This window comes from Streptomyces sp. NPDC000348, from assembly GCF_042898795.1.
Taxonomy (GTDB): domain Bacteria; phylum Actinomycetota; class Actinomycetes; order Streptomycetales; family Streptomycetaceae; genus Streptomyces.
Map to the genome: position 1 here is coordinate 37,229 of NZ_JBIAZD010000027.1, position 19,384 is coordinate 56,612.

The window sequence follows — 19,384 nt, forward strand, 5'->3', positions numbered from 1 at the left end:
TTTGGGCGGGTTTACGTGCGCGATGTGCTCGCGCGTCGGCCGGTGCCGTAATCTCGGAGCCCGGAGCCCGCTGCTCACGGGGAGCCGGACCTTGATCCACGACTTGGGGTTGCACAGCAGATGACTGCGATTTCTCTCGGCATGCCGTCCGTTCCGACCAAGCTCGCCGAGCGCCGGAAGAGCCGGCAGATCCAGGTCGGGTCGGTGGCGGTGGGCGGGGACGCCCCGGTGTCCGTGCAGTCGATGACGACCACGCGCACGTCCGACATCGGCGCCACCCTCCAGCAGATCGCCGAGCTCACCGCCTCCGGCTGCCAGATCGTCCGGGTGGCCTGCCCCACCCAGGACGACGCGGACGCGCTGGCGACCATCGCCCGCAAGTCGCAGATCCCGGTGATCGCCGACATCCACTTCCAGCCCAAGTACGTCTTCGCCGCGATCGAGGCGGGCTGCGCGGCGGTGCGGGTGAACCCCGGCAACATCAAGCAGTTCGACGACAAGGTCAAGGAGATCGCCAGGGCGGCCAGGGACCACGGCACCCCGATCCGCATCGGCGTCAACGCCGGCTCGCTGGACCGGCGCCTGCTCCAGAAGTACGGCAGGGCCACCCCCGAGGCGCTGGCCGAGTCCGCCCTGTGGGAGGCGTCCCTCTTCGAGGAGCACGACTTCCGCGACATCAAGATCTCCGTCAAGCACAACGACCCCGTGATCATGGTCGAGGCCTACCGCCAGCTCGCCGCCCAGTGCGACTACCCCCTCCACCTCGGCGTCACCGAGGCCGGGCCCGCCTTCCAGGGCACCATCAAGTCGGCCGTCGCCTTCGGCGCGCTGCTCTCCCAGGGCATCGGCGACACCATCCGCGTCTCGCTGTCCGCCCCGCCGGTCGAGGAGGTCAAGGTCGGCATCCAGATCCTGGAGTCGCTGAACCTGCGCCAGCGCGGACTGGAGATCGTCTCCTGCCCGTCCTGCGGACGCGCCCAGGTCGACGTCTACAAGCTCGCCGAGGAGGTCACCGCCGGGCTGGAGGGCATGGAGGTGCCGCTGCGCGTCGCCGTCATGGGCTGCGTCGTCAACGGCCCCGGCGAGGCCCGCGAGGCCGACCTGGGCGTGGCCTCGGGCAACGGCAAGGGGCAGATCTTCGTGAAGGGCGAGGTCATCAAGACCGTGCCCGAGTCGAAGATCGTGGAGACGCTGATCGAGGAGGCGATGAAGATCGCCGAGGAGATGGAGAAGGACGGCATCGCGTCGGGCGAACCGCAGGTCTCGGTGGCGGGCTGACGGGTTTTCACCTGTGCCGGCCGGCGCCCGACGACGAGGCCCCTCCAGGGCCGGAGCACGGGTCCGGGGGCGGCGGCCCCCGGCTCGCGAAGGTACAGTGCGGACATCAGGCAGACCCCGTTGTGTGAGGCCCCGCACGTGTTGACGCAGACCACTTCCCGGGTCCTCGAACCGAGCGACCTGGACGCCGCACTCGCCGTACTCGACCGCGAGCCGGTCGCGAACGCCTTCGTGACGGCCCGCGTCCGGATCGCGGGCCTGGATCCCTGGCGGCTCGGCGGTGAGATGTGGGGCTGGTACGAGGGCGGCGTCCTCACGTCCCTGTGCTACGCCGGCGCCAACCTGGTGCCCATCTGCGCCACCCCCCGGGCGGTCCGCGCCTTCGCCGACCGTGCCCGCCGGGCCGGCCGCCGCTGCTCCTCCATCGTCGGCCCGGCCGAACCCACCGCCGCGCTCTGGCGGCTGCTCGAACCCCAGTGGGGTCCGGCCCGCGAGGTCCGCGCCCGCCAGCCCCTCATGGTCACCGACCGCATGTCCGAGCTCATACCCCCGGACCCCCGCGTCCGCCGCGTCCGCAAGGACGAGCTGGAGACGATCATGCCGGCGTGCGTGGCCATGTTCACCGAGGAGGTCGGCGTCTCCCCGCTGGCCGGCGACGGCGGCCTGCTCTACCAGGCCAGGGTCGCCGAGCTCGTCGGCGCCGGCCGCTCCTTCGCCCGCTTCGACGCCGACGGCAGGGTCGTCTTCAAGGCCGAGGTCGGCGCCGCCACCGACCGCGCCTGCCAGATCCAGGGCGTCTGGGTGGCCCCCGAGCACCGGGGCAGGGGCGTCGCGGCCCCCGGCATGGCGGCCGTCCTCCGCTACGCCCTGACGGAGATAGCGCCCGTGGCGAGCCTCTACGTCAACGACTTCAACACGCCCGCCCGCAGGACGTACGCGAGGGTGGGCTTCCGAGAGGCCGGCGCCTTCATGAGCGTGCTGTTCTAGCGTGCTGTTCTGACGGGGCACGCCCTGTAGTCTCCCCGGCATGCTGCGCTTTCCCGGTCACGGACGCCCCCACCCCGACGACATCGTGATCGGCCCCCTCGACCTCCCCGGCCACGTCGACGAGGCGCTGGCGGTGCAGGCGGTGGCGTTCGGGCTCGGCCCCGACGAGGTGGCCGTACGCCGGCAGATCGTGCTGCGCCACATGACCTTCCCGGGCGCCCGGGCCTTCGGCGCCACCGTCAAGGGCCGCCTGGTCGGTTTCGTCTACGGCATGCCCAACGACCGCGCCCACTGGTGGTCCACCGTCGTCGAGCCCTATCTGCGCGCCCGGGGCCACGACGACTGGCTCGACGACTCCTTCGTCATCACCGAGCTGCACGTCCACCCCCGGTACCAGAAGCACGGCATCGGCCGCGCCCTGATCACCACGATCACCGACGGCGCCGAGCAGCCGCGCTCGATCCTCTCCGCGATCGACACCGAGAGCCCGGCCCGGCATCTGTACCGCTCGCTCGGCTACCAGGACCTCGCCCGCCAGGTCCACTTCCCCAGCGCCGCCAAGCCGTACGCCGTCATGGGCGCCCCGCTGCCGCTCCTGCGCGGATAGCGGACAATCGATTTCCGCCGCCGTGTCCCGCCCGGCTAACCTCCTGTCCATCACCCAGACGCAGCAGGAGTACGTACACCATGGCGAACGCACCGGTCCAGCGCATGTCCCAGTTGATGGCGAAGACGCTGCGCGACGACCCGGCGGACGCCGAGGTCCTCAGCCACAAGCTTCTCGTCCGGGCCGGCTACGTGCGCCGCACCGCCGCCGGCATCTGGACCTGGCTGCCCCTCGGCAAGAAGGTCCTCGCCAACGTCGAGCGCATCGTCCGCGAGGAGATGGACGCCATCGGCGCCCAGGAGGTCCTGCTCCCCGCCCTGCTGCCGCGTGAGCCCTACGACGCCACCGGCCGCTGGGACGAGTACGGCCCCGAGCTGTTCCGCCTCCAGGACCGCAAGGGCGGCGACTACCTCCTCGGCCCCACCCACGAGGAGATCTTCACCCTGATGGTGAAGGACCAGGCGTCCTCCTACAAGGACCTGCCGGTGATCCTCTACCAGATCCAGTCCAAGTTCCGGGACGAGGCCCGCCCCCGCGCCGGCATCCTGCGCGGCCGCGAGTTCCTGATGAAGGACTCCTACTCCTTCGACCTGGAGGACGAGGGCCTGGCGAAGTCGTACGCCCTGCACCGCCAGGCGTACCAGAAGGTCTTCGAACGCCTCGGCCTCGACTACCGCATCTGCGCGGCCACCGCCGGCGCCATGGGCGGCTCCAAGTCCGAGGAGTTCCTCGCGCCCGCCGAGGCCGGCGAGGACACCTTCGCGGACTGCCCCAACTGCGACTTCGCCGCCAACACCGAGGCGGTCTCCCACGAGCTGAAGCCGGTCGACGCCGCCGGTGTCCCGGCCGCCGAGGACATCCCCACGCCCGACACCCCGACCATCGAGACCCTCGCCGCGTCGCTCGGCGTACCGGCCTCGGCCACGCTGAAGAACCTGCTGGTCAAGGTCGACGGCGAGATCGTCGCCGTGGGCGTCCCCGGTGACCGCGAGGTCGACATGGACAAGGTCGAGGCGCACTTCGCCCCGGCCGTCGTGGAGATGGTGACCGAGGCGGACTTCAGCGCCCGCCCCGACCTGGTGCGCGGCTACGTCGGCCCGCAGGGCCTGGGCAAGGTGACGTACATCGCCGACCCGCGCGTGGCACCCGGCACCGCCTGGATCACGGGCGCCAACAAGGCCGACACGCACGCGAAGAACGTGGTCGCGGGGCGCGACTTCGAGGTCGACGCGTACGTGGACGTCGTGGTGGTGCAGGAGGGCGACCCCTGCCCCAAGTGCGGCACCGGCCTCAAGCTCGACCGCGCCATCGAGATCGGCCACATCTTCCAGCTGGGCCGCAAGTACGCCGACGCCCTCAAGCTCGACGTCCTCGGCCAGAACGGCAAGCCGGTCCGCGTCACCATGGGCTCCTACGGCATCGGCGTCTCCCGCGCGGTGGCGGCGCTCGCCGAGCAGACCGCCGACGACAAGGGCCTGTGCTGGCCCGCGGAGGTCGCCCCGGCCGACGTCCACGTGGTCGCCGCGGGCAAGGCCCTCCAGACCGAGCTGGCGCTGGACGTCTCCGAGAAGCTGTCCGCCGCGGGCCTCCGCGTCCTGGTGGACGACCGCCCCGGAGTCTCCCCGGGCGTGAAGTTCACCGACTCGGAGCTGATCGGCGTCCCGCAGATCCTGGTCGCGGGCCGTCGCGCCGCCGAGGGCGTCGTCGAGCTCAAGGACCGCCGCACCGGCGAACGCGAGGAACTCACGGTCGACGAGGCCATCGCCCGCCTCACGGCGTAACGGCGTCACGGGGCCCGTGCCGGCCACCCGCCGCACGGGCCCCGGGTCCGCCTTCGGCCACCCGCCGCACGGGCCCCGGGTCCGCCTCCGGCCACCCGCCGCACGAGTCCCGGGTCCCACCCGGCCCGTCTCACTTCCACCGGCCGGCGCGCAGCCGGACCGGGCCGGCCGGGGAGCGCGGCACCGGCCCGCTGCCGGTGGCCCCGAACAGCGCCGCCGGCACCTCCGCGGGCTCCGGAGCGAGTTCCGCGGGTCCCCGGACGTCCGCGCAGCCGCCGGGACTCCGCCGTGATCGAACGCGTTCCCACCGCCGTCCCCTCCGGGGCCGCTCCGTCTGCCGCCACCGGCCCGACGGAGACCTGGCGGACCGCGGCGGAGAGGTGTGCCGCGGGCCCCGGGGCCAGGTGACCGGCCTAGAGCCAGCCCGCGAACTCCAGGAGGAGCTCAGCGTCCCGCTCACGCCCCACGCGCCGGGCCCGCACCCCCGACTCCACCGCGCGGAACAGGGTCCAGCCCCGCAGCCGTTCCCGGTCGACCTCCAGCGACTCCGCGAGCCGCTTCACCCGGCGACGGGTCGTCGCCGCTCCCGACGCCTGCGCGATGAGGTCCTCGACCCGGTCCCGCACCAGCCGCGCCAGGTCGAACGCGTGTTCGCCGACCACCGGGTCCGGCCCCACCGCCAGCCACGGCATGCGCTCCCCGGACAGCACCTTGCTCTGCCGGAACGTCCCGTGCAGCAGCCGGTGCTCGGGCGGCGCCGCCAGCAGCTCCTCGCGGGCCGCCAGCGCCGCCTCCACCAGCGGAGCCACCTCCGGGTCGACCGCCGCGCTCGCCCGCATCGCCCGCGCCTGCCGCTCCGTCCGCCCGGCCACCGTCTCGAAACCGTGCCCGTCCGGCGGGTCCACCCAGAGCCGGCGCAGCGTCCCCGCCGCCTCCAGCAACGCCTTCGCCTCCGGCAGCGACCGCACCGACACATCCGGATGCAGCCGCTCCAGCAGCAGCACCCCCTCGGTCGCGTCCGGGACCGGCTCCAGCAACTGGACCGCCCCCCGACCGCCCCAGTGGGCCAGCGCGGCCCGCTCGCTCTCCGGGCGCGCCCGGCGCGGCGCCAGCTTCAGCACGGCGGGCGTCCCGCCGGCCGTCCGCACCAGCACGACCAGGCTGCTGCGCCCGCCCGGCACCTGCACCCGCTCCACGGTCAACTCACGCTGCGCGACGGCCTCGCGCGCCAGCTCCGGCAGCCTCGCCAGCCAGTCGTCACCCTCGGGCGCCGTCTCACCGAGAGCCCTCACCAGACGCTGCGGCGGTTCGAAAACCATGCGCGAGTCGTTCCCTTCCTGCTGTACGCGGTGCCCGCCGTCCCGTCACGCCGTCGGCGCCGGGGTCCCCGAAGCCGTACCGCCCCGCTCGGCGAGCCCAGGGAAGGCTACGCTCTCGCCGCTCCAGCGCACCGACCGCACCGCCGCCTCCCGCATCGCCTCGGCGGCCCCCCGCCGCCGCTCGCCCCCGCTCGCGCGCACCAGATCGGCGTACACCCCGGCCACCCTGTCCTCCAGCTCCGCCGCCAGCCGGACCGCCGCCGCCGCGTCCGGCACCGGGAACGGCAGCGCGTACCCCGCGGCGGCGGCGACGGGCGCGCCCCCCGCGTCCTTCACCGCGCGCACCAGCGCGTCCCTGCGCGCCCGGTGCGCGTCGTACGCCGTTCGCGCCTCGGTGCGCCGGTCCTTGCCGATCCGGCCGCCGACGACCCCGTAGCCGTACACCGCCGCGTGCTCCGCCGCCAGGGCGGCCTGGAGGGCCCGCAGTTCCCGGTCCTCCGCCTCGCGTGACTCGCTCACCCTCGTGCCTCCGTCAGCAGGTACACATGTGCCGCGCCGGCCGCCGCGACCGAGGCCAGCAGCCGGGCCAGCTCGCCCGGCGCGTCCAGCAGCGCCTCCGTGAGCCGGCCGGCGACCTCCCGCTCGGCGGCGGCGAGTCCGGCGAGGGCGTCCCGCTCCTTCGCGGGCACGGCGGCCGGCGGGGGGGCCGAGGGGGAACCCGGCCCGGACGACGACGGCGACGCCGAGGGCTGCGCCGTGTCCCCGAACGCCTCCGCGTGCCGTGCGACCTCGGCGCGCAGCGGACGCAGCCGCTCCGCCAGCTTCGGATGCGCGGCCACGACCGCGTCGTACCGTGCGGCCAGCTCCCTGCTGTCCCGGGCCGCACGCGCGCGTGCCCGGTCGGCGGCCGAGGGACGGCTGCCGCCGGAGGCGCCGGAGTCCTCGGATCCGGCGGAGCAGCCCGCCACCAACAGGGCCGTCGGCGCGACGGCGAGCAGACTCCTTCTGCGCGGACCCGAACGGGCGCGCGGAGACGGGGTGAACGACACGGCAGACGTCCTCGGGGGGCTCGTACGAACGTAGCGACGAAAGATGGGGCGGGACCCGTGATCACCGTACCCGTGCGCCCGCGCGGGGACGCTCAGCGGCACCCTCCGTGACCGGGTGGACGGCAACACCCTCCGCGACCGGATACCCTTTGACCAGACACGCGCCCCATCCCACAACAGCACACGCGGCCGAGGAGTCACCCGGATGAGCACCACCCAGAGCGAGAGGCTTCGAGAACTTCTGGAACCGCTCGTCAGCTCCCAGGGCCTGGATCTCGAAGAGATCGCCGTGGACGCGGTCGGCCGCAAGCGTGTGCTGCGCGTCGTCGTCGACTCCGACACCGGAGCGGACCTCGACCGGATCGCCGATGTGAGCCGCGCGCTCTCGGCGAAGCTCGACGAGACGGACGCGATGGGCGGCGGGGAGTACACCCTCGAGGTCGGAACCCCGGGCGCGGAGCGCCCCCTCACCGAGCACCGGCACTACGTGCGTGCCACCGGCCGCCTGGTCCGGTTCCAGCTGGCCGAGGGCGGAGAACTGGTCGCCAGGATCCTCGGGGTGGACGACGACGGTCTCGACCTCGAGGTGCCCGGCGTGAAGGGCCGCAAGGCCACCGCGCGCAGACTCGCCTTCGACGGCATCACCAGGGCGCGCGTCCAGGTCGAGTTCAACCGCAAGGACAACGAGAAGGAAGAGGAGGCGTAATCGTGGACATCGACATGAGTGCCCTTCGGCTCTTGGTACGGGAGAAGGAGATCTCCCTCGACCTGCTGGTCGAAGCGATCGAATCGGCCCTCCTCATCGCCTACCACCGCACCGAGGGAAGCCGCCGGCGCGCGCGCGTGGAGCTGAACCGGGAGACCGGACACGTGACCGTGTGGGCGAAGGAGGACCCCGAGGACCTCGAGGAGGGCCAGGAGGCCCGCGAGTTCGACGACACCCCGTCCGGCTTCGGCCGTATCGCCGCCACCACGGCCAAGCAGGTCATCCTGCAGCGCCTGCGCGACGCCGAGGACGACGCGACGCTCGGCGAGTACGCCGGCCGCGAGGGCGACATCGTCACCGGAGTGGTCCAGCAGGGCCGCGACCCGAAGAACGTGCTGGTCGACATCGGCAAGCTGGAGGCCATCCTGCCGGTGCAGGAGCAGGTGCCCGGCGAGACCTATCCGCACGGCCTGCGGCTGCGCAGCTACGTCGTCCGGGTGGCCAAGGGGGTGCGCGGCCCCTCCGTCACCCTGTCGCGCACGCACCCCAACCTGGTGAAGAAGCTCTTCGCCCTGGAGGTGCCGGAGATCGCCGACGGGTCCGTCGAGATCTCCGCGATCGCCCGCGAGGCCGGCCACCGCACCAAGATCGCCGTACGCTCCACCCGCTCGGGCCTGAACGCCAAGGGCGCCTGCATCGGCCCCATGGGCGGCCGGGTGCGCAACGTCATGGGCGAGCTGAACGGCGAGAAGATCGACATCGTCGACTGGTCCGACGACCCGGCCGAGATGGTGGCGAACGCGCTGTCGCCGGCCCGGGTCTCCAAGGTGGACATCGTCGACATGGCGGCCCGCTCGGCCCGCGTGACCGTGCCGGACTACCAGCTGTCCCTGGCGATCGGCAAGGAGGGGCAGAACGCCCGCCTCGCCGCCCGGCTGACCGGCTGGCGGATCGACATCCGGCCGGACACGGAACAGGCCGGGGAATAGATCCAGGCCGCAGGCCGCTGAGATCACGACAGCTTTGCGCGCGGCAAGTGTTCGATTCTTGCCCCAAAGGGGTGAGGTCGGCGCGGGGAGGTAGACTGAGGAGTGTCTGGCCGGACACGTGCTGGCGTACGCCCCGAGCGCACCTGCGTGGGGTGCCGGGAGCGAGCGGTCAAGAACGAGCTGCTGCGGATCGTGGCGATCGAGGACGCGTGCGTCCCCGATCCTCGCGGTACGCTGCCCGGCCGGGGTGCGTATGTGCACCCCGTCCCGGTCTGTCTCGACCAGGCGGTGCGCCGCAGGGCGTTCCCGCGGGCGCTCCGCGTCCCGGGACCGCTCGACGTAAAGGCGTTGCGCCACTACGTCGAGCAGGCACAAGGTTGCTGAGCAGCGGCTCCACGCCGGCTGGACAGGCAACACGTAAGAACATGCCGCACGGACCTCCCCGTGCGGTCTGGTACCTCGCGAGTCGAAAGCAGGTCGAGATTGCGATGAGCACTCGATGAGTACGCGATGAGTACGCCCATGAACTAGCGACGGTCCGGACGCAACCCGGACCTCAAAGGAGCGAAGTGGCTAAGGTCCGGGTCTACGAACTCGCCAAGGAGTTCGGTGTCGAGAGCAAGGTCGTCATGGCCAAGCTCCAGGAACTCGGTGAATTCGTCCGTTCGGCGTCTTCGACCATCGAAGCGCCCGTAGTACGCAAGCTGACCGACGCCTTCCAGCAGGGCGGGGGCAACGGCAGGTCCGCCGCGAAGCCCGGCGCGCCCCGCAAGGCGGCCCCCAGGCCCGCCGCGCCGTCCCCGGCGCAGGCGGCGCGTCCGGCCGCCCCGAAGCCGCCGGCCGCACCCAAGCCCGCCGCGGCCCAGCCGCCGGCGGCTCAGTCGGCCCCGTCGGCGCCCGCGCCGGCGGCTCCCGGTCCGCGTCCGACGCCGGGCCCGCGCCCCGCGCCGCGTCCGGCTCCGGCGGCCCCGGAGTTCCAGGCCCCGCCCGCGGCGGCGGCCCCGGCTCCGGCCGGTCCGAAGCCCGGCGGCGCGCGTCCCGGTGCCCCCAAGCCCGGCGGTCGTCCCGCCGGTCAGGGGCAGGGTCAGGGCGGCCAGGGCCGTCCGGCCGGTCAGGGTCAGCGTCCCGGTGGCGGCGCACCGCGTCCGGGTGGTCGCCCGGCCGGTCCGCGTCCCGGTAACAACCCCTTCACCTCCGGTGGCTCCACCGGCATGGCCCGTCCGCAGGCTCCGCGCCCGCAGGGCGCGCGGCCCGGTCCGGCCGGTCCCGGCGGCGCCGGTCCCCGTCCGCAGGCCCCCGGTGGCCAGGGCGGCGGTCCGCGTCCGCAGGCTCCGGGCGGCCCGCGCCCGACCCCGGGCTCGATGCCGCGTCCGCAGGGCGGTCCCCGTCCCGGTGGCGGCCCCGGCGGTCCGCGTCCGAACCCCGGCATGATGCCGCAGCGTCCCGCTGCCGGCCCGCGTCCCGGCCCCGGTGGCCGCGGTCCGGGCGGTGCGGGTCGCCCCGGCGGCGGTGCCGGTCGTCCCGGCGGCGGCGGTTTCGCCGGTCGTCCGGGTGGCGGTGCCGGTGCCGGTCGTCCCGGTGGCGGCGGCGGTTTCGCCGGTCGTCCCGGCGGCGGTGGCGGCGGCTTCGGTGGCGGCGGTGGCCGTCCCGGCTTCGGCGGCCGTCCCGGTGGCCCCGGTGGCCGCGGTGGCACGCAGGGCGCCTTCGGCCGTCCCGGCGGTCCCGCGCGTCGCGGCCGCAAGTCGAAGCGGCAGAGGCGCCAGGAGTACGAGGCCATGCAGGCCCCGTCGGTCGGCGGTGTGATGCTGCCCCGCGGCAACGGCGAGACCATTCGCCTGTCGCGCGGTGCCTCGCTCACCGACTTCGCGGAGAAGATCAACGCCAACCCGGCGTCGCTCGTCGCGGTCATGATGAACCTGGGCGAGATGGTCACCGCGACTCAGTCCGTCTCCGACGAGACGCTCCAGCTCCTCGCCGGCGAGATGAACTACACGGTTCAGATCGTCAGCCCGGAGGAGGAGGACCGCGAGCTGCTCGAGTCCTTCGACCTGGAGTTCGGCGAGGACGAGGGCGACGAGGAGGACCTGGTGGTCCGCCCGCCGGTCGTCACCGTCATGGGTCACGTCGACCACGGAAAGACCCGCCTCCTCGACGCCATCCGCAAGACGAACGTCATCGCGGGCGAGGCCGGCGGCATCACCCAGCACATCGGTGCCTACCAGGTCGCGACCGAGGTCAACGAAGAAGAGCGCAAGATCACCTTCATCGACACCCCGGGTCACGAGGCGTTCACCGCCATGCGTGCCCGCGGTGCGCGCTCGACCGACATCGCGATCCTGGTCGTCGCGGCCAACGACGGCGTCATGCCGCAGACGGTCGAGGCGCTCAACCACGCCAAGGCGGCCGACGTGCCGATCGTCGTCGCGGTCAACAAGATCGACGTCGAGGGCGCCGACCCGACCAAGGTGCGCGGTCAGCTGACCGAGTACGGCCTGGTGGCCGAGGAGTACGGCGGCGACACCATGTTCGTCGACATCTCCGCCAAGCAGGGTCTGCACATCGACAGCCTCCTCGAGGCCGTCATCCTCACCGCGGACGCCTCGCTCGACCTGCGGGCCAACCCCACGCAGGACGCGCAGGGCATCTCGATCGAGTCCCGGCTCGACCGCGGCCGCGGTGCCGTGGCGACCGTCCTCGTCCAGCGAGGCACGCTGCGGGTCGGCGACACGATGGTGGTGGGCGACGCCTACGGCCGCGTGCGCGCCATGCTCGACGACAACGGCAACAACGTCGCCGAGGCGGGCCCGTCGACGCCGGTCCAGGTCCTGGGCCTGACCAACGTCCCGGGTGCGGGCGACAACTTCATCGTCGTGGACGAGGACCGTACGGCCCGTCAGATCGCCGAGAAGCGCGCCGCCCGTGAGCGCAACGCCGCGTTCGCCAAGCGCACGCGCCGCGTCTCCCTCGAGGACCTGGACAAGGTGCTCAAGGCCGGCGAGGTCCAGCAGCTGAACCTGATCATCAAGGGTGACGCCTCCGGTTCGGTCGAGGCCCTCGAGTCCTCGCTGCTCCAGCTGGACGTCGGCGAAGAGGTCGACATCCGCGTCCTGCACCGCGGCGTCGGTGCGGTCACGGAGTCCGACATCGACCTGGCGATGGGCTCCGACGCCATCGTGATCGGCTTCAACGTGCGCGCCGCCGGGCGTGCCGCGCAGATGGCCGAGCGCGAGGGTGTGGACGTCCGTTACTACTCGGTCATCTACCAGGCGATCGAGGAGATCGAGGCGGCCCTCAAGGGCATGCTCAAGCCGGAGTACGAAGAGGTCGAGCTCGGCACGGCGGAGATCCGCGAGGTCTTCCGCTCGTCCAAGCTGGGCAACATCGCGGGTGTGCTCATCCGCTCCGGCGAGGTCAGGCGCAACACCAAGGCGCGCCTGCTGCGCGATGGCAAGGTCATCGCGGAGAACCTCAACATCGAGGGTCTGCGTCGCTTCAAGGACGACGTCACCGAGATCCGCGAAGGCTACGAGGGCGGTATCAACCTCGGAAACTTCAACGACATCAAGGTCGACGACGTCATCGCGACGTACGAGATGCGCGAGAAGCCGCGGGCGTAACATCCCACGGTGCGTGCCGGCCGGCGGGACCCACCCGGGTCCCGCCGGCCGGCACGTGTGTGCGCGGCGGGGCGGCCGGCGGAGCGCAATATCCGTCGATCACCCCGCCCCCTTCGATGTACGGTTCAGATGTCCCCGCCCACCACGGACGGCGGGGCCGTCGATCCCGTACCGGCGGGTGAACCGGTTGCACACATGTATGTGGGGACGCTGTCCTTCGACCTCCTCCTCGGTGACGTGCGTTCGCTGAAGGAGAAGCGCTCCGTAGTCCGCCCGATCGTCGCCGAGCTCCAGCGCAAGTACCCGGTGAGCGCGGCCGAGGTGGATCACATGAACCTCCACCGCAGGGCGGTCATCGGCCTGGCCATGGTGTCCGGCGACGCGGGGCACCTGACCGACGTACTGGACCGGTGCGAGCGGCTGGTCGCCGGACGCCCAGAGGTGGAACTGCTGTCCGTCAGGCGGCGCTTCCACGGCGAAGACGACTGACGACCACAGCCCAGAGATACGCAGACAGGAAAGAACGGGAGACGGACCAGTGGCCGACAACGCGCGGGCGAAAAGGCTGGCGGACCTCATCCGAGAGGTGGTGGCCCAGAAGCTGCAGCGCGGGATCAAGGACCCGCGGCTCGGCTCGCACGTCACCATCACGGACACCCGGGTCACGGGTGACCTCAGGGAGGCAACCGTCTTCTACACGGTGTACGGGGACGACGAGGAGCGCAAGGCCGCCGCGGCGGGCCTGGAGAGCGCCAAGGGCGTCCTGCGCTCCGAGGTGGGCCGGGCGGCGGGCGTGAAGTTCACGCCGATCCTGACCTTCGTCATGGACGCGCTCCCGGACACGGCACGCACCATCGAGGACCTCCTCGACAAGGCGCGCCAGTCCGACGCGAAGGTGCGCGAGGCGTCCGCGGGCGCCACGTACGCCGGCGAGGCCGACCCGTACCGCAAGCCGGAAGACGACGAGACGGACGACACCGCCGAATGACCCAGAAGCACACCACGCCCGACGGCCTCGTCATCGTCGACAAGCCGTCGGGCTTCACTTCGCACGACGTGGTCGCCAAGATGCGCGGCATCGCGCGCACCCGGCGCGTCGGCCACGCCGGCACCCTCGACCCGATGGCGACGGGCGTCCTCGTCCTCGGCGTCGAGAGGGCGACCAAGCTCCTCGGCCACCTCGCGCTGACCGAGAAGGAGTACCTGGGCACCGTCCGGCTCGGGCAGAACACGCTCACCGACGACGCCGAGGGGGAGATCAGCTCCTCCACCGACGCCTCCGCGGTCACCCGCGAGGCCATCGACGCCGGCGTCGCCGAGCTGACCGGCGACATCATGCAGGTGCCGTCCAAGGTCAGCGCCATCAAGATCAACGGGGTGCGCTCCTACAAGCGGGCCCGGGAGGGCGAGGAGTTCGACATCCCCGCCCGGCCGGTCACCGTCTCCTCGTTCTCCGTGTACGACGTCCGGGAGGCGGTCGCCGAGGACGGCACCCCGGTGCTGGACCTGGTGGTGTCGGTCGTCTGCTCCTCCGGCACCTACATCCGCGCCCTCGCCCGCGACCTGGGCGCAGGACTGGGCGTCGGCGGGCACCTCACCGCACTGCGCCGGACCCGCGTCGGCCCGTACAAGCTGGACTCCGCGAAGACGCTGGACCAGCTCCAGCAGGAGCTGACGGTGATGCCGATCGCCGAGGCCGCCACGGCCGCGTTCCCGCGCTGGGACGTCGACGACCGGCGGGCCAGGCTGCTCACCAACGGAGTGCGCCTGGAGATGCCCGAGGAGTACGCCGGCTCCGGAGCCGTGGCCGTGTTCGGCCCCGCGGACCGGTTCCTGGCGCTCGTCGAGGAGCAGCGGGGCAAGGCCAGGAGCCTGGCCGTCTTCGGCTGACCGCTCCACGGGCGGATCCGCCCGTGGAGCGGCGTCACGGGAATGACGTGACGCCGCTCCACGGCCCCCCTCGGTTCCCCCACCCCTAGGGTTATCCATCCACCTCCGCCTGTTCACCCGTAAGCGCGGGCGCTCGGAGTGAACCGGGGGAGCGGAAGGGGCGCGTTCACCGGGCGATCTGTCCCGCTGATCATCCCGGCCCTACTGTCGCGGTCAAGGGCACGGATGCGCGACGGGAGGCTTCGACGATGCCGTCCCCCTACGAACCCCGCGACGAACGGGACACGCCGGACGGGACTCCGGTTCCGTCCGACGTCCTGGTCCGCCTGCACGACCTCGCCGGCCGGCCGCGCGGAACCGGCTTCGTGGCCGATCACCGCGGCACGGTGCTCACCAGCCACGAGGCGGTCGACGGTCTGCCCCGACTCGTGCTGCACGCGGCGGCCGGCCGCCGGTGCGTGGTGACCGCGGACGCGGTGACCCCGCTGCCCGCGCTCGGCCTGGCCCTGGTCCGCAGCGAAGGGCTCGGCGTCGCACCGCTGCCGGTCACCGCGCGGCGCGCCGTCCGGCCCGGCACCTATGTGCGGATCGCCGCCGGGGGCTGGCGCGAGGCGCGCGTGCTGGGGACGAGCGCCGTGACCTACACCGCCACCGACCGCGCGTACCCCCTCGGCGACGCCCTGGAGCTGGCGGTCGGCACTTCGGGCCGGGACGCGCTGCGGCTCGGCGGCGGGGCCGCCGGCGGCCCGGTGCTCGACGCCACCACCGGCACTGTGCTCGGCGTCCTCAACACCGCGCTCCGCTCGGACGACCGGGGCGAGGGCTTCGCCGTACCGCTGCCTCCCCCGGCCCCCGCCCGGGGCCCGCTCGCCGAGCTGCTCGCCGAGAACGCGGCGACGGTCCCGGCCTACGGGGCCGATCTCAACCTCGCCGGGCTGGTGCGGCTCACGGCCGGCCCGGTCGGACGGGACGGGCCGCCCGGTGCCGTGGAGCCCGTCGACCGGCCCGCCGTGCTCGCGGAGTTCGCCGCGTTCGAGCGGGGCGGGGTCGCCGTGCTGGGCCTGGTCGGGCCGCCCGGCAGCGGCCGTACGACGCAACTCGCGGCGCTCGCCGCCCGCCGGCACCGCGCGGGCCGGCCCACCCTCCGGCTGCGCGGCGCCGACCTGGGCGAGGGCGACGGCTCGGTCGCGGACGCCGCCCGCCGGGCACTGGACCGGGCCGCCGCCGTCGTCGCCGCCTCCCGCGCCCCGTTCCCGGCCGGCCCGGGCGCCCTCGGCGACGTCGGCCCGGAGCGCCTGGCCGGGATCGCCCGCAGGGCCGGCCGTCCCCTGCTGCTGCTCCTCGACGGACCCGAGGAAGCCCTGCTCGACAGGCCGGCCGAGTGGACCGCCGCGACCGCGCGGTGGCTGCGGGCGACGGGGGCCCGGCTGGTGGTGGCGTGCCGCGCGGAGTACTGGGAGGAGGCGGGGTTCCCGGAGGACCTGCTGCACCCCGGCACACCCCGCCCCGACGGGCTCCCCGCCCGTGTGGTCCTCGGCGACCTCACCGCCGAGGAGGCCCGCGAGGCGCGCGCCCGCCACGGCGTCCCCGAGGGCGCGGTCGCCGACGCCGACGCCCGCCACCCCCTGACCCTGCGGATGCTCGCGGACGTCCGGGCGGCCCTCGCCGGCGCCACCCCCGAGGCCCCCGTCGACCGCGACGCCGTCTTCTCGGCCCACCTGGACCTGGTGTGCCTGCGGATCGCCGCCCGCCTCGCCGACCGGAACGGGATCTCCGGCACCGCCGTGCGCCGGCTCGCCGCCAGGGTCGCCGGACAGGTGCACGAGGCCGCCCGGCGCAGTCTCGGCACGGGGCAGCTGGACCGGGAGACGTTCGACGCGGTGTTCCCCCGGGGAGTCGCCCCCGACCGGCTCGGCGGCGGCACCGGCTGGGCCTCCGCCGTGCTCGCCGAGGGGCTCCTCGTCCCGGCCGGGACCACCGGCCACCGGTTCGCGGACGAGGAGCTGGCCGACTGGCTCCACGGCACCCACCTCGATGTGGACGACGCCCTGCGCGCCCTGGTCCACACCGTCCCCGCCACCACGGCCATCCACGACGACCGCACCCCGCCGCCCGCCGCCACCGGGGACGGCTCCCCGCCGCCCGGTCACCGGACCCGGCCCGCCGCCGACGGTCCTCTCCCGCCGGCCGGCCGTGCCGCCCTGCCCGCCGTCGCCTTCGACCCCTGGACCGTCGCCGGCCCCGACCCCTGGGCCGTCGCCGACGCCGAGTACCGGCCCGCCGACGACGACCTCCTCCCGGCACCGCCCTCCCGGCACAGCGGCGCGGCGACCGGCACCCGTCCGGGGAACGCCGCCGACGGCGGTGGGGCCGGTGCGGCCGCCGGCCGCCCGGCACCGCCCGCCGCCGGCCCCGGCGCACGGTCACGGTCCGCGTCCGGCCTCCGTCTCCCACCGGCCGGCCGCCGGGCCGCGCCCGGGGCCGAAGCCGTCCTCCCGGGCGTCACCCCCGTCCCGCACCACCGCATCGGCGCCGTCGTCGAGGCCCTGCTGTTCCTCGCGCGGCGGTACGGGAGCCGACGGCTCTCCTCGCGGCTCACGGATCTGGTGCACGCCCTCGACGCCGATCCGGGCTCCTGGTGGGCCGCCCGCCTGCTCGGCGGGACCCTCGCGCGCGTGGCTGACGCGACGCCGTACACGGACGTGCTGCGGCTGCTGGCCGACCGTCTCGTGGCCTGGCGGGAGCAGCGGCGGGCCGTGCCGCCCGAGCTGGGGCCCGCCTTCTGGACCACTCTCCGGCTGCCGCTGGAAACGCGCTGCGCACTGCTGCGCCGGCTCGTCCACGCCGACGGCCCGCCGTGCGAGAACGGGCCCCGCTTCCTCGACGCCGCCGCCCGGCTGCTCGCCGCCGACCCCGTCGCCGTCATGCCGTACCTCATCCGCTGGTTCGAGGACGAGCGCCCGCTGCCCGCCACCCCGCACGCCACCGTGGCGACCGCCGCGCAGGCGCTCCTGCACACCCACCGGCACGCGGCCCCGGACGCGCTGACGGAGGCGCTCGCCGACAGCGCGCACCGGCGGGCCGACCAGCTGCTCACCGTGCTGGCGGAGGAGGAGCCCGCCGCGATGTGCAGGGCCGTCGACCGGTGGGCGAAGGACGAACGGCCCGCACGCCGGGCCACGGCCGTCGCCCACGGACTGCGGGTCGCGCCGTACGCGCGCGACGACACCGACCGCACCCTGCTGAGGTACGCGGCGCTCGCGGTCCTCGTCCGCACCGCCGACCGCGATCTGCACGGCGGCGCCCTCGCCCTCCTCGTCCGCGACCCCGACAGCAGGGACCGCCACCTCCCACGGGCCCTGGAGCGCTTCACGGCCGGCGACCCCCTCCTCCCGCCGAGCGCGCTCACCCCCGCCCTCGGCACCCATCCGCAGCCCGTCCTCGACGCCTTCCGGACCAGACTCGGCGGGGCCGACGCGGGCGAGGCGTTCCGTGCCCTCGCCGACGCCACCCCACCCGCCCTGGCCCGCCCGGTCGCCGCACTCGTACGGGAGACGGTGGAGCGGCGGCCGGAGCTGACCGGACACGTGGCCGCGTACGCCGACGGACGGCTGGAGCGGGGCCCGGCCGCCCGCGCCGTACTGAGGACCCTGCTCACCGGCCTGCTCGACGGCGGCCCGCAACCGCTCAGGGTGGCCCTCGCCGGCGTCCTCGCCGCTCCCGGCACACCGGCCTCCCGCCCGCTGCGCCGCGAGCTGCTGGACACCCTGCTCGCCCGCGAGTCCGACCCTTCCGTCCTGGAGGCGGTGCTGCGCGCCGCGGCCCGCGGCAGCGGCCCCGAGCCGCGCGTCCTCGTGCACCGCACCGGGCTGCTCCTCGTCCGCACCGCGGAGGGCGCCACCCGCTTCGACCGCTGCCTGGCCGACCTGGGCCGTCATGTGCCGGGCTTCGCCGCCGCCCTGACCGGCTGGCTGACGGACGCCCCGCACGAGTGGGCCGCGCTCGTCGGCCCCGCCACCCGCCGGACGATCGAGAACCCGGCCGGCGCGGGCGTCCCCGTCTGACCCCGGCCGGCACGTGCACCCCGTCACACAGCCCCCATGCCGATGCGGACCCCCGGCATGCGGCATGGCACCCTTAGAGCTGCGCAGAGAAGTCCACGGACCCGGGTTCGTCCGACAAGGTTTCGACAAGGAGCAGGCACAGTGCAGCGCTGGCGTGGCTTGGAGGACATTCCCCAGGACTGGGGGCGCAGCGTCGTCACCATCGGCTCCTACGACGGAGTCCACCGCGGGCACCAGCTGATCATCCGTCACGCCGTGGACCGCGCCCGGGACCTCGGCGTGCCCGCCGTCGTCGTCACCTTCGACCCGCACCCCAGCGAGGTCGTCCGCCCCGGCAGCCACCCCCCGCTGCTCGCCCCGCACCACCGGCGCGCCGAACTCATGGCCGAGCTGGGCGTCGACGCGGTCCTCGTCCTCCCCTTCACCAGCGAGTTCTCGAAGCTGTCCGCGGCCGACTTCGTCGTCAAGGTGCTGGTCGACAAGCTCCACGCCAAGGCGGTCGTCGAGGGCCCCAACTTCCGCTTCGGCCACCGGGCCGCGGGCACCGTCGCGTTCCTCGCCGAGCAGGGCGAGGTCTACGACTTCGAGGTCGAGGTCGTCGACCTGTACGTGACCGGTGAGGCGGGCGGCGGCGAGCCGTTCTCCTCCACGCTCACCCGCCGCCTGATCGCCGAGGGCGAGGTCGAGGGCGCCGCCGAGATCCTGGGCCGCCCGCACCGGGTGGAGGGCGTGGTCGTCCGGGGCGCCCAGCGCGGCCGCGACCTGGGCTTCCCCACGGCCAACGTCGAGACCCTCCCGCACACCGCGGTCCCCGCCGACGGCGTCTACGCCGGCTGGCTGCACGCCCAGGGCGAGGCCATGCCGGCCGCGATCTCCGTCGGCACCAACCCCCAGTTCGACGGCACCGAGCGCACGGTCGAGGCGTACGCCATCGACCGCGTCGGCCTCGACCTGTACGGCCTCCACGTCGCCGTCGACTTCCTGGCCTTCGTACGCGGCCAGGCGAAGTTCGACACCCTGGAGGCGCTGCTGGAGCAGATGGCCGAGGACGTCGAGCGCTGCAAGGACCTCGTGGCCGCGGCCGGGAAGCCGTAGCC

General features: G+C 74.1%; 16 protein-coding genes. 13 read left to right on the top strand and 3 right to left on the bottom strand.

What is annotated here, in order from left to right; genetic code table 11:
* Window positions 1-120 precede the first annotated feature (120 nt).
* The 4 genes from ispG (at window position 121) to ACFY3N_RS33920 (ending at window position 4,653) form a co-directional block, all read left to right on the top strand.
* Window positions 121-1,278 carry a flavodoxin-dependent (E)-4-hydroxy-3-methylbut-2-enyl-diphosphate synthase gene (gene ispG, locus ACFY3N_RS33905; RefSeq protein ID WP_390820652.1) on the top strand — a complete coding sequence of 386 codons (1,158 nt, stop codon included), beginning with the start codon at window positions 121-123 and terminating at the stop codon, window positions 1,276-1,278.
* Window positions 1,279-1,416: 138 nt separating this feature from the next.
* Window positions 1,417-2,265 carry a GNAT family N-acetyltransferase gene (locus ACFY3N_RS33910; RefSeq protein WP_390820653.1) on the top strand — a complete coding sequence of 283 codons (849 nt, stop codon included), beginning with the start codon at window positions 1,417-1,419 and terminating at the stop codon, window positions 2,263-2,265.
* 40 nt (window positions 2,266-2,305) lie between these two features.
* Window positions 2,306-2,872 (top strand): GNAT family N-acetyltransferase, encoded by a 567-nt coding sequence (locus ACFY3N_RS33915; protein ID WP_390820654.1) that lies wholly within the window; start codon window positions 2,306-2,308, stop codon window positions 2,870-2,872.
* Between the two features lie 80 nt (window positions 2,873-2,952).
* Window positions 2,953-4,653 carry a proline--tRNA ligase gene (locus tag ACFY3N_RS33920; RefSeq protein ID WP_390820655.1) on the top strand — a complete coding sequence of 567 codons (1,701 nt, stop codon included), beginning with the start codon at window positions 2,953-2,955 and terminating at the stop codon, window positions 4,651-4,653.
* A gap of 413 nt (window positions 4,654-5,066) precedes the next feature.
* On the opposite strand, the gene ACFY3N_RS33925 is transcribed toward ACFY3N_RS33920, so the two are convergent.
* The 3 genes from ACFY3N_RS33925 to ACFY3N_RS33935 are packed head-to-tail and all read right to left on the bottom strand — an operon-like array spanning window position 5,067 to window position 7,021.
* Window positions 5,067-5,972, bottom strand: a complete 906-nt coding sequence (locus tag ACFY3N_RS33925) for an aminoglycoside phosphotransferase family protein (protein WP_390820656.1) — start codon at window positions 5,970-5,972, stop codon at window positions 5,067-5,069.
* 45 nt (window positions 5,973-6,017) lie between these two features.
* Window positions 6,018-6,491, bottom strand: coding sequence for a ferritin-like domain-containing protein (locus ACFY3N_RS33930; protein ID WP_390820657.1), 474 nt, complete (start codon window positions 6,489-6,491; stop codon window positions 6,018-6,020).
* Window positions 6,488-7,021 (bottom strand): hypothetical protein, encoded by a 534-nt coding sequence (locus ACFY3N_RS33935; protein WP_390820658.1) that lies wholly within the window; start codon window positions 7,019-7,021, stop codon window positions 6,488-6,490. Before ACFY3N_RS33935 ends, ACFY3N_RS33930 begins: the two co-directional genes overlap by 4 nt.
* 205 nt (window positions 7,022-7,226) lie before the next feature.
* On the opposite strand from ACFY3N_RS33935, the gene rimP reads away from it, so the two are divergent.
* The 9 genes from rimP (at window position 7,227) to ACFY3N_RS33980 (ending at window position 19,382) form a co-directional block, all read left to right on the top strand.
* Window positions 7,227-7,727, top strand: coding sequence for a ribosome maturation factor RimP (rimP, locus tag ACFY3N_RS33940; protein WP_390820659.1), 501 nt, complete (start codon window positions 7,227-7,229; stop codon window positions 7,725-7,727).
* A gap of 2 nt (window positions 7,728-7,729) precedes the next feature.
* Complete coding sequence (gene nusA / locus ACFY3N_RS33945) at window positions 7,730-8,716, top strand: transcription termination factor NusA (protein WP_390820660.1); 987 nt, start codon at window positions 7,730-7,732, stop codon at window positions 8,714-8,716.
* 102 nt (window positions 8,717-8,818) lie between these two features.
* On the top strand, window positions 8,819-9,100 hold the full coding sequence (locus ACFY3N_RS33950; RefSeq protein ID WP_390820661.1) for a YlxR family protein: 282 nt from the start codon (window positions 8,819-8,821) through the stop codon (window positions 9,098-9,100).
* A gap of 185 nt (window positions 9,101-9,285) precedes the next feature.
* Complete coding sequence (infB, locus tag ACFY3N_RS33955; protein ID WP_390820662.1) at window positions 9,286-12,333, top strand: translation initiation factor IF-2; 3,048 nt, start codon at window positions 9,286-9,288, stop codon at window positions 12,331-12,333.
* A 195-nt stretch (window positions 12,334-12,528) separates the two neighbouring features.
* Window positions 12,529-12,822 carry a DUF503 domain-containing protein gene (locus tag ACFY3N_RS33960; protein WP_390820663.1) on the top strand — a complete coding sequence of 98 codons (294 nt, stop codon included), beginning with the start codon at window positions 12,529-12,531 and terminating at the stop codon, window positions 12,820-12,822.
* Window positions 12,823-12,871: 49 nt separating this feature from the next.
* Entirely contained in the window at window positions 12,872-13,321 is a 450-nt protein-coding gene (gene rbfA / locus ACFY3N_RS33965; RefSeq protein WP_390820664.1) for a 30S ribosome-binding factor RbfA, read from the top strand.
* Window positions 13,318-14,223 carry a tRNA pseudouridine(55) synthase TruB gene (gene truB / locus ACFY3N_RS33970; RefSeq protein ID WP_390820665.1) on the top strand — a complete coding sequence of 302 codons (906 nt, stop codon included), beginning with the start codon at window positions 13,318-13,320 and terminating at the stop codon, window positions 14,221-14,223. Before rbfA ends, truB begins: the two co-directional genes overlap by 4 nt.
* A 248-nt stretch (window positions 14,224-14,471) precedes the next feature.
* Window positions 14,472-18,287: a trypsin-like peptidase domain-containing protein gene (locus ACFY3N_RS33975; protein WP_390820666.1), complete on the top strand. Its 3,816-nt coding sequence runs from the start codon at window positions 14,472-14,474 to the stop codon at window positions 18,285-18,287.
* Between the two features lie 141 nt (window positions 18,288-18,428).
* Window positions 18,429-19,382, top strand: a complete 954-nt coding sequence (locus tag ACFY3N_RS33980; RefSeq protein WP_390820667.1) for a bifunctional riboflavin kinase/FAD synthetase — start codon at window positions 18,429-18,431, stop codon at window positions 19,380-19,382.
* The last annotated feature ends 2 nt before the right edge of the window (window positions 19,383-19,384 follow it).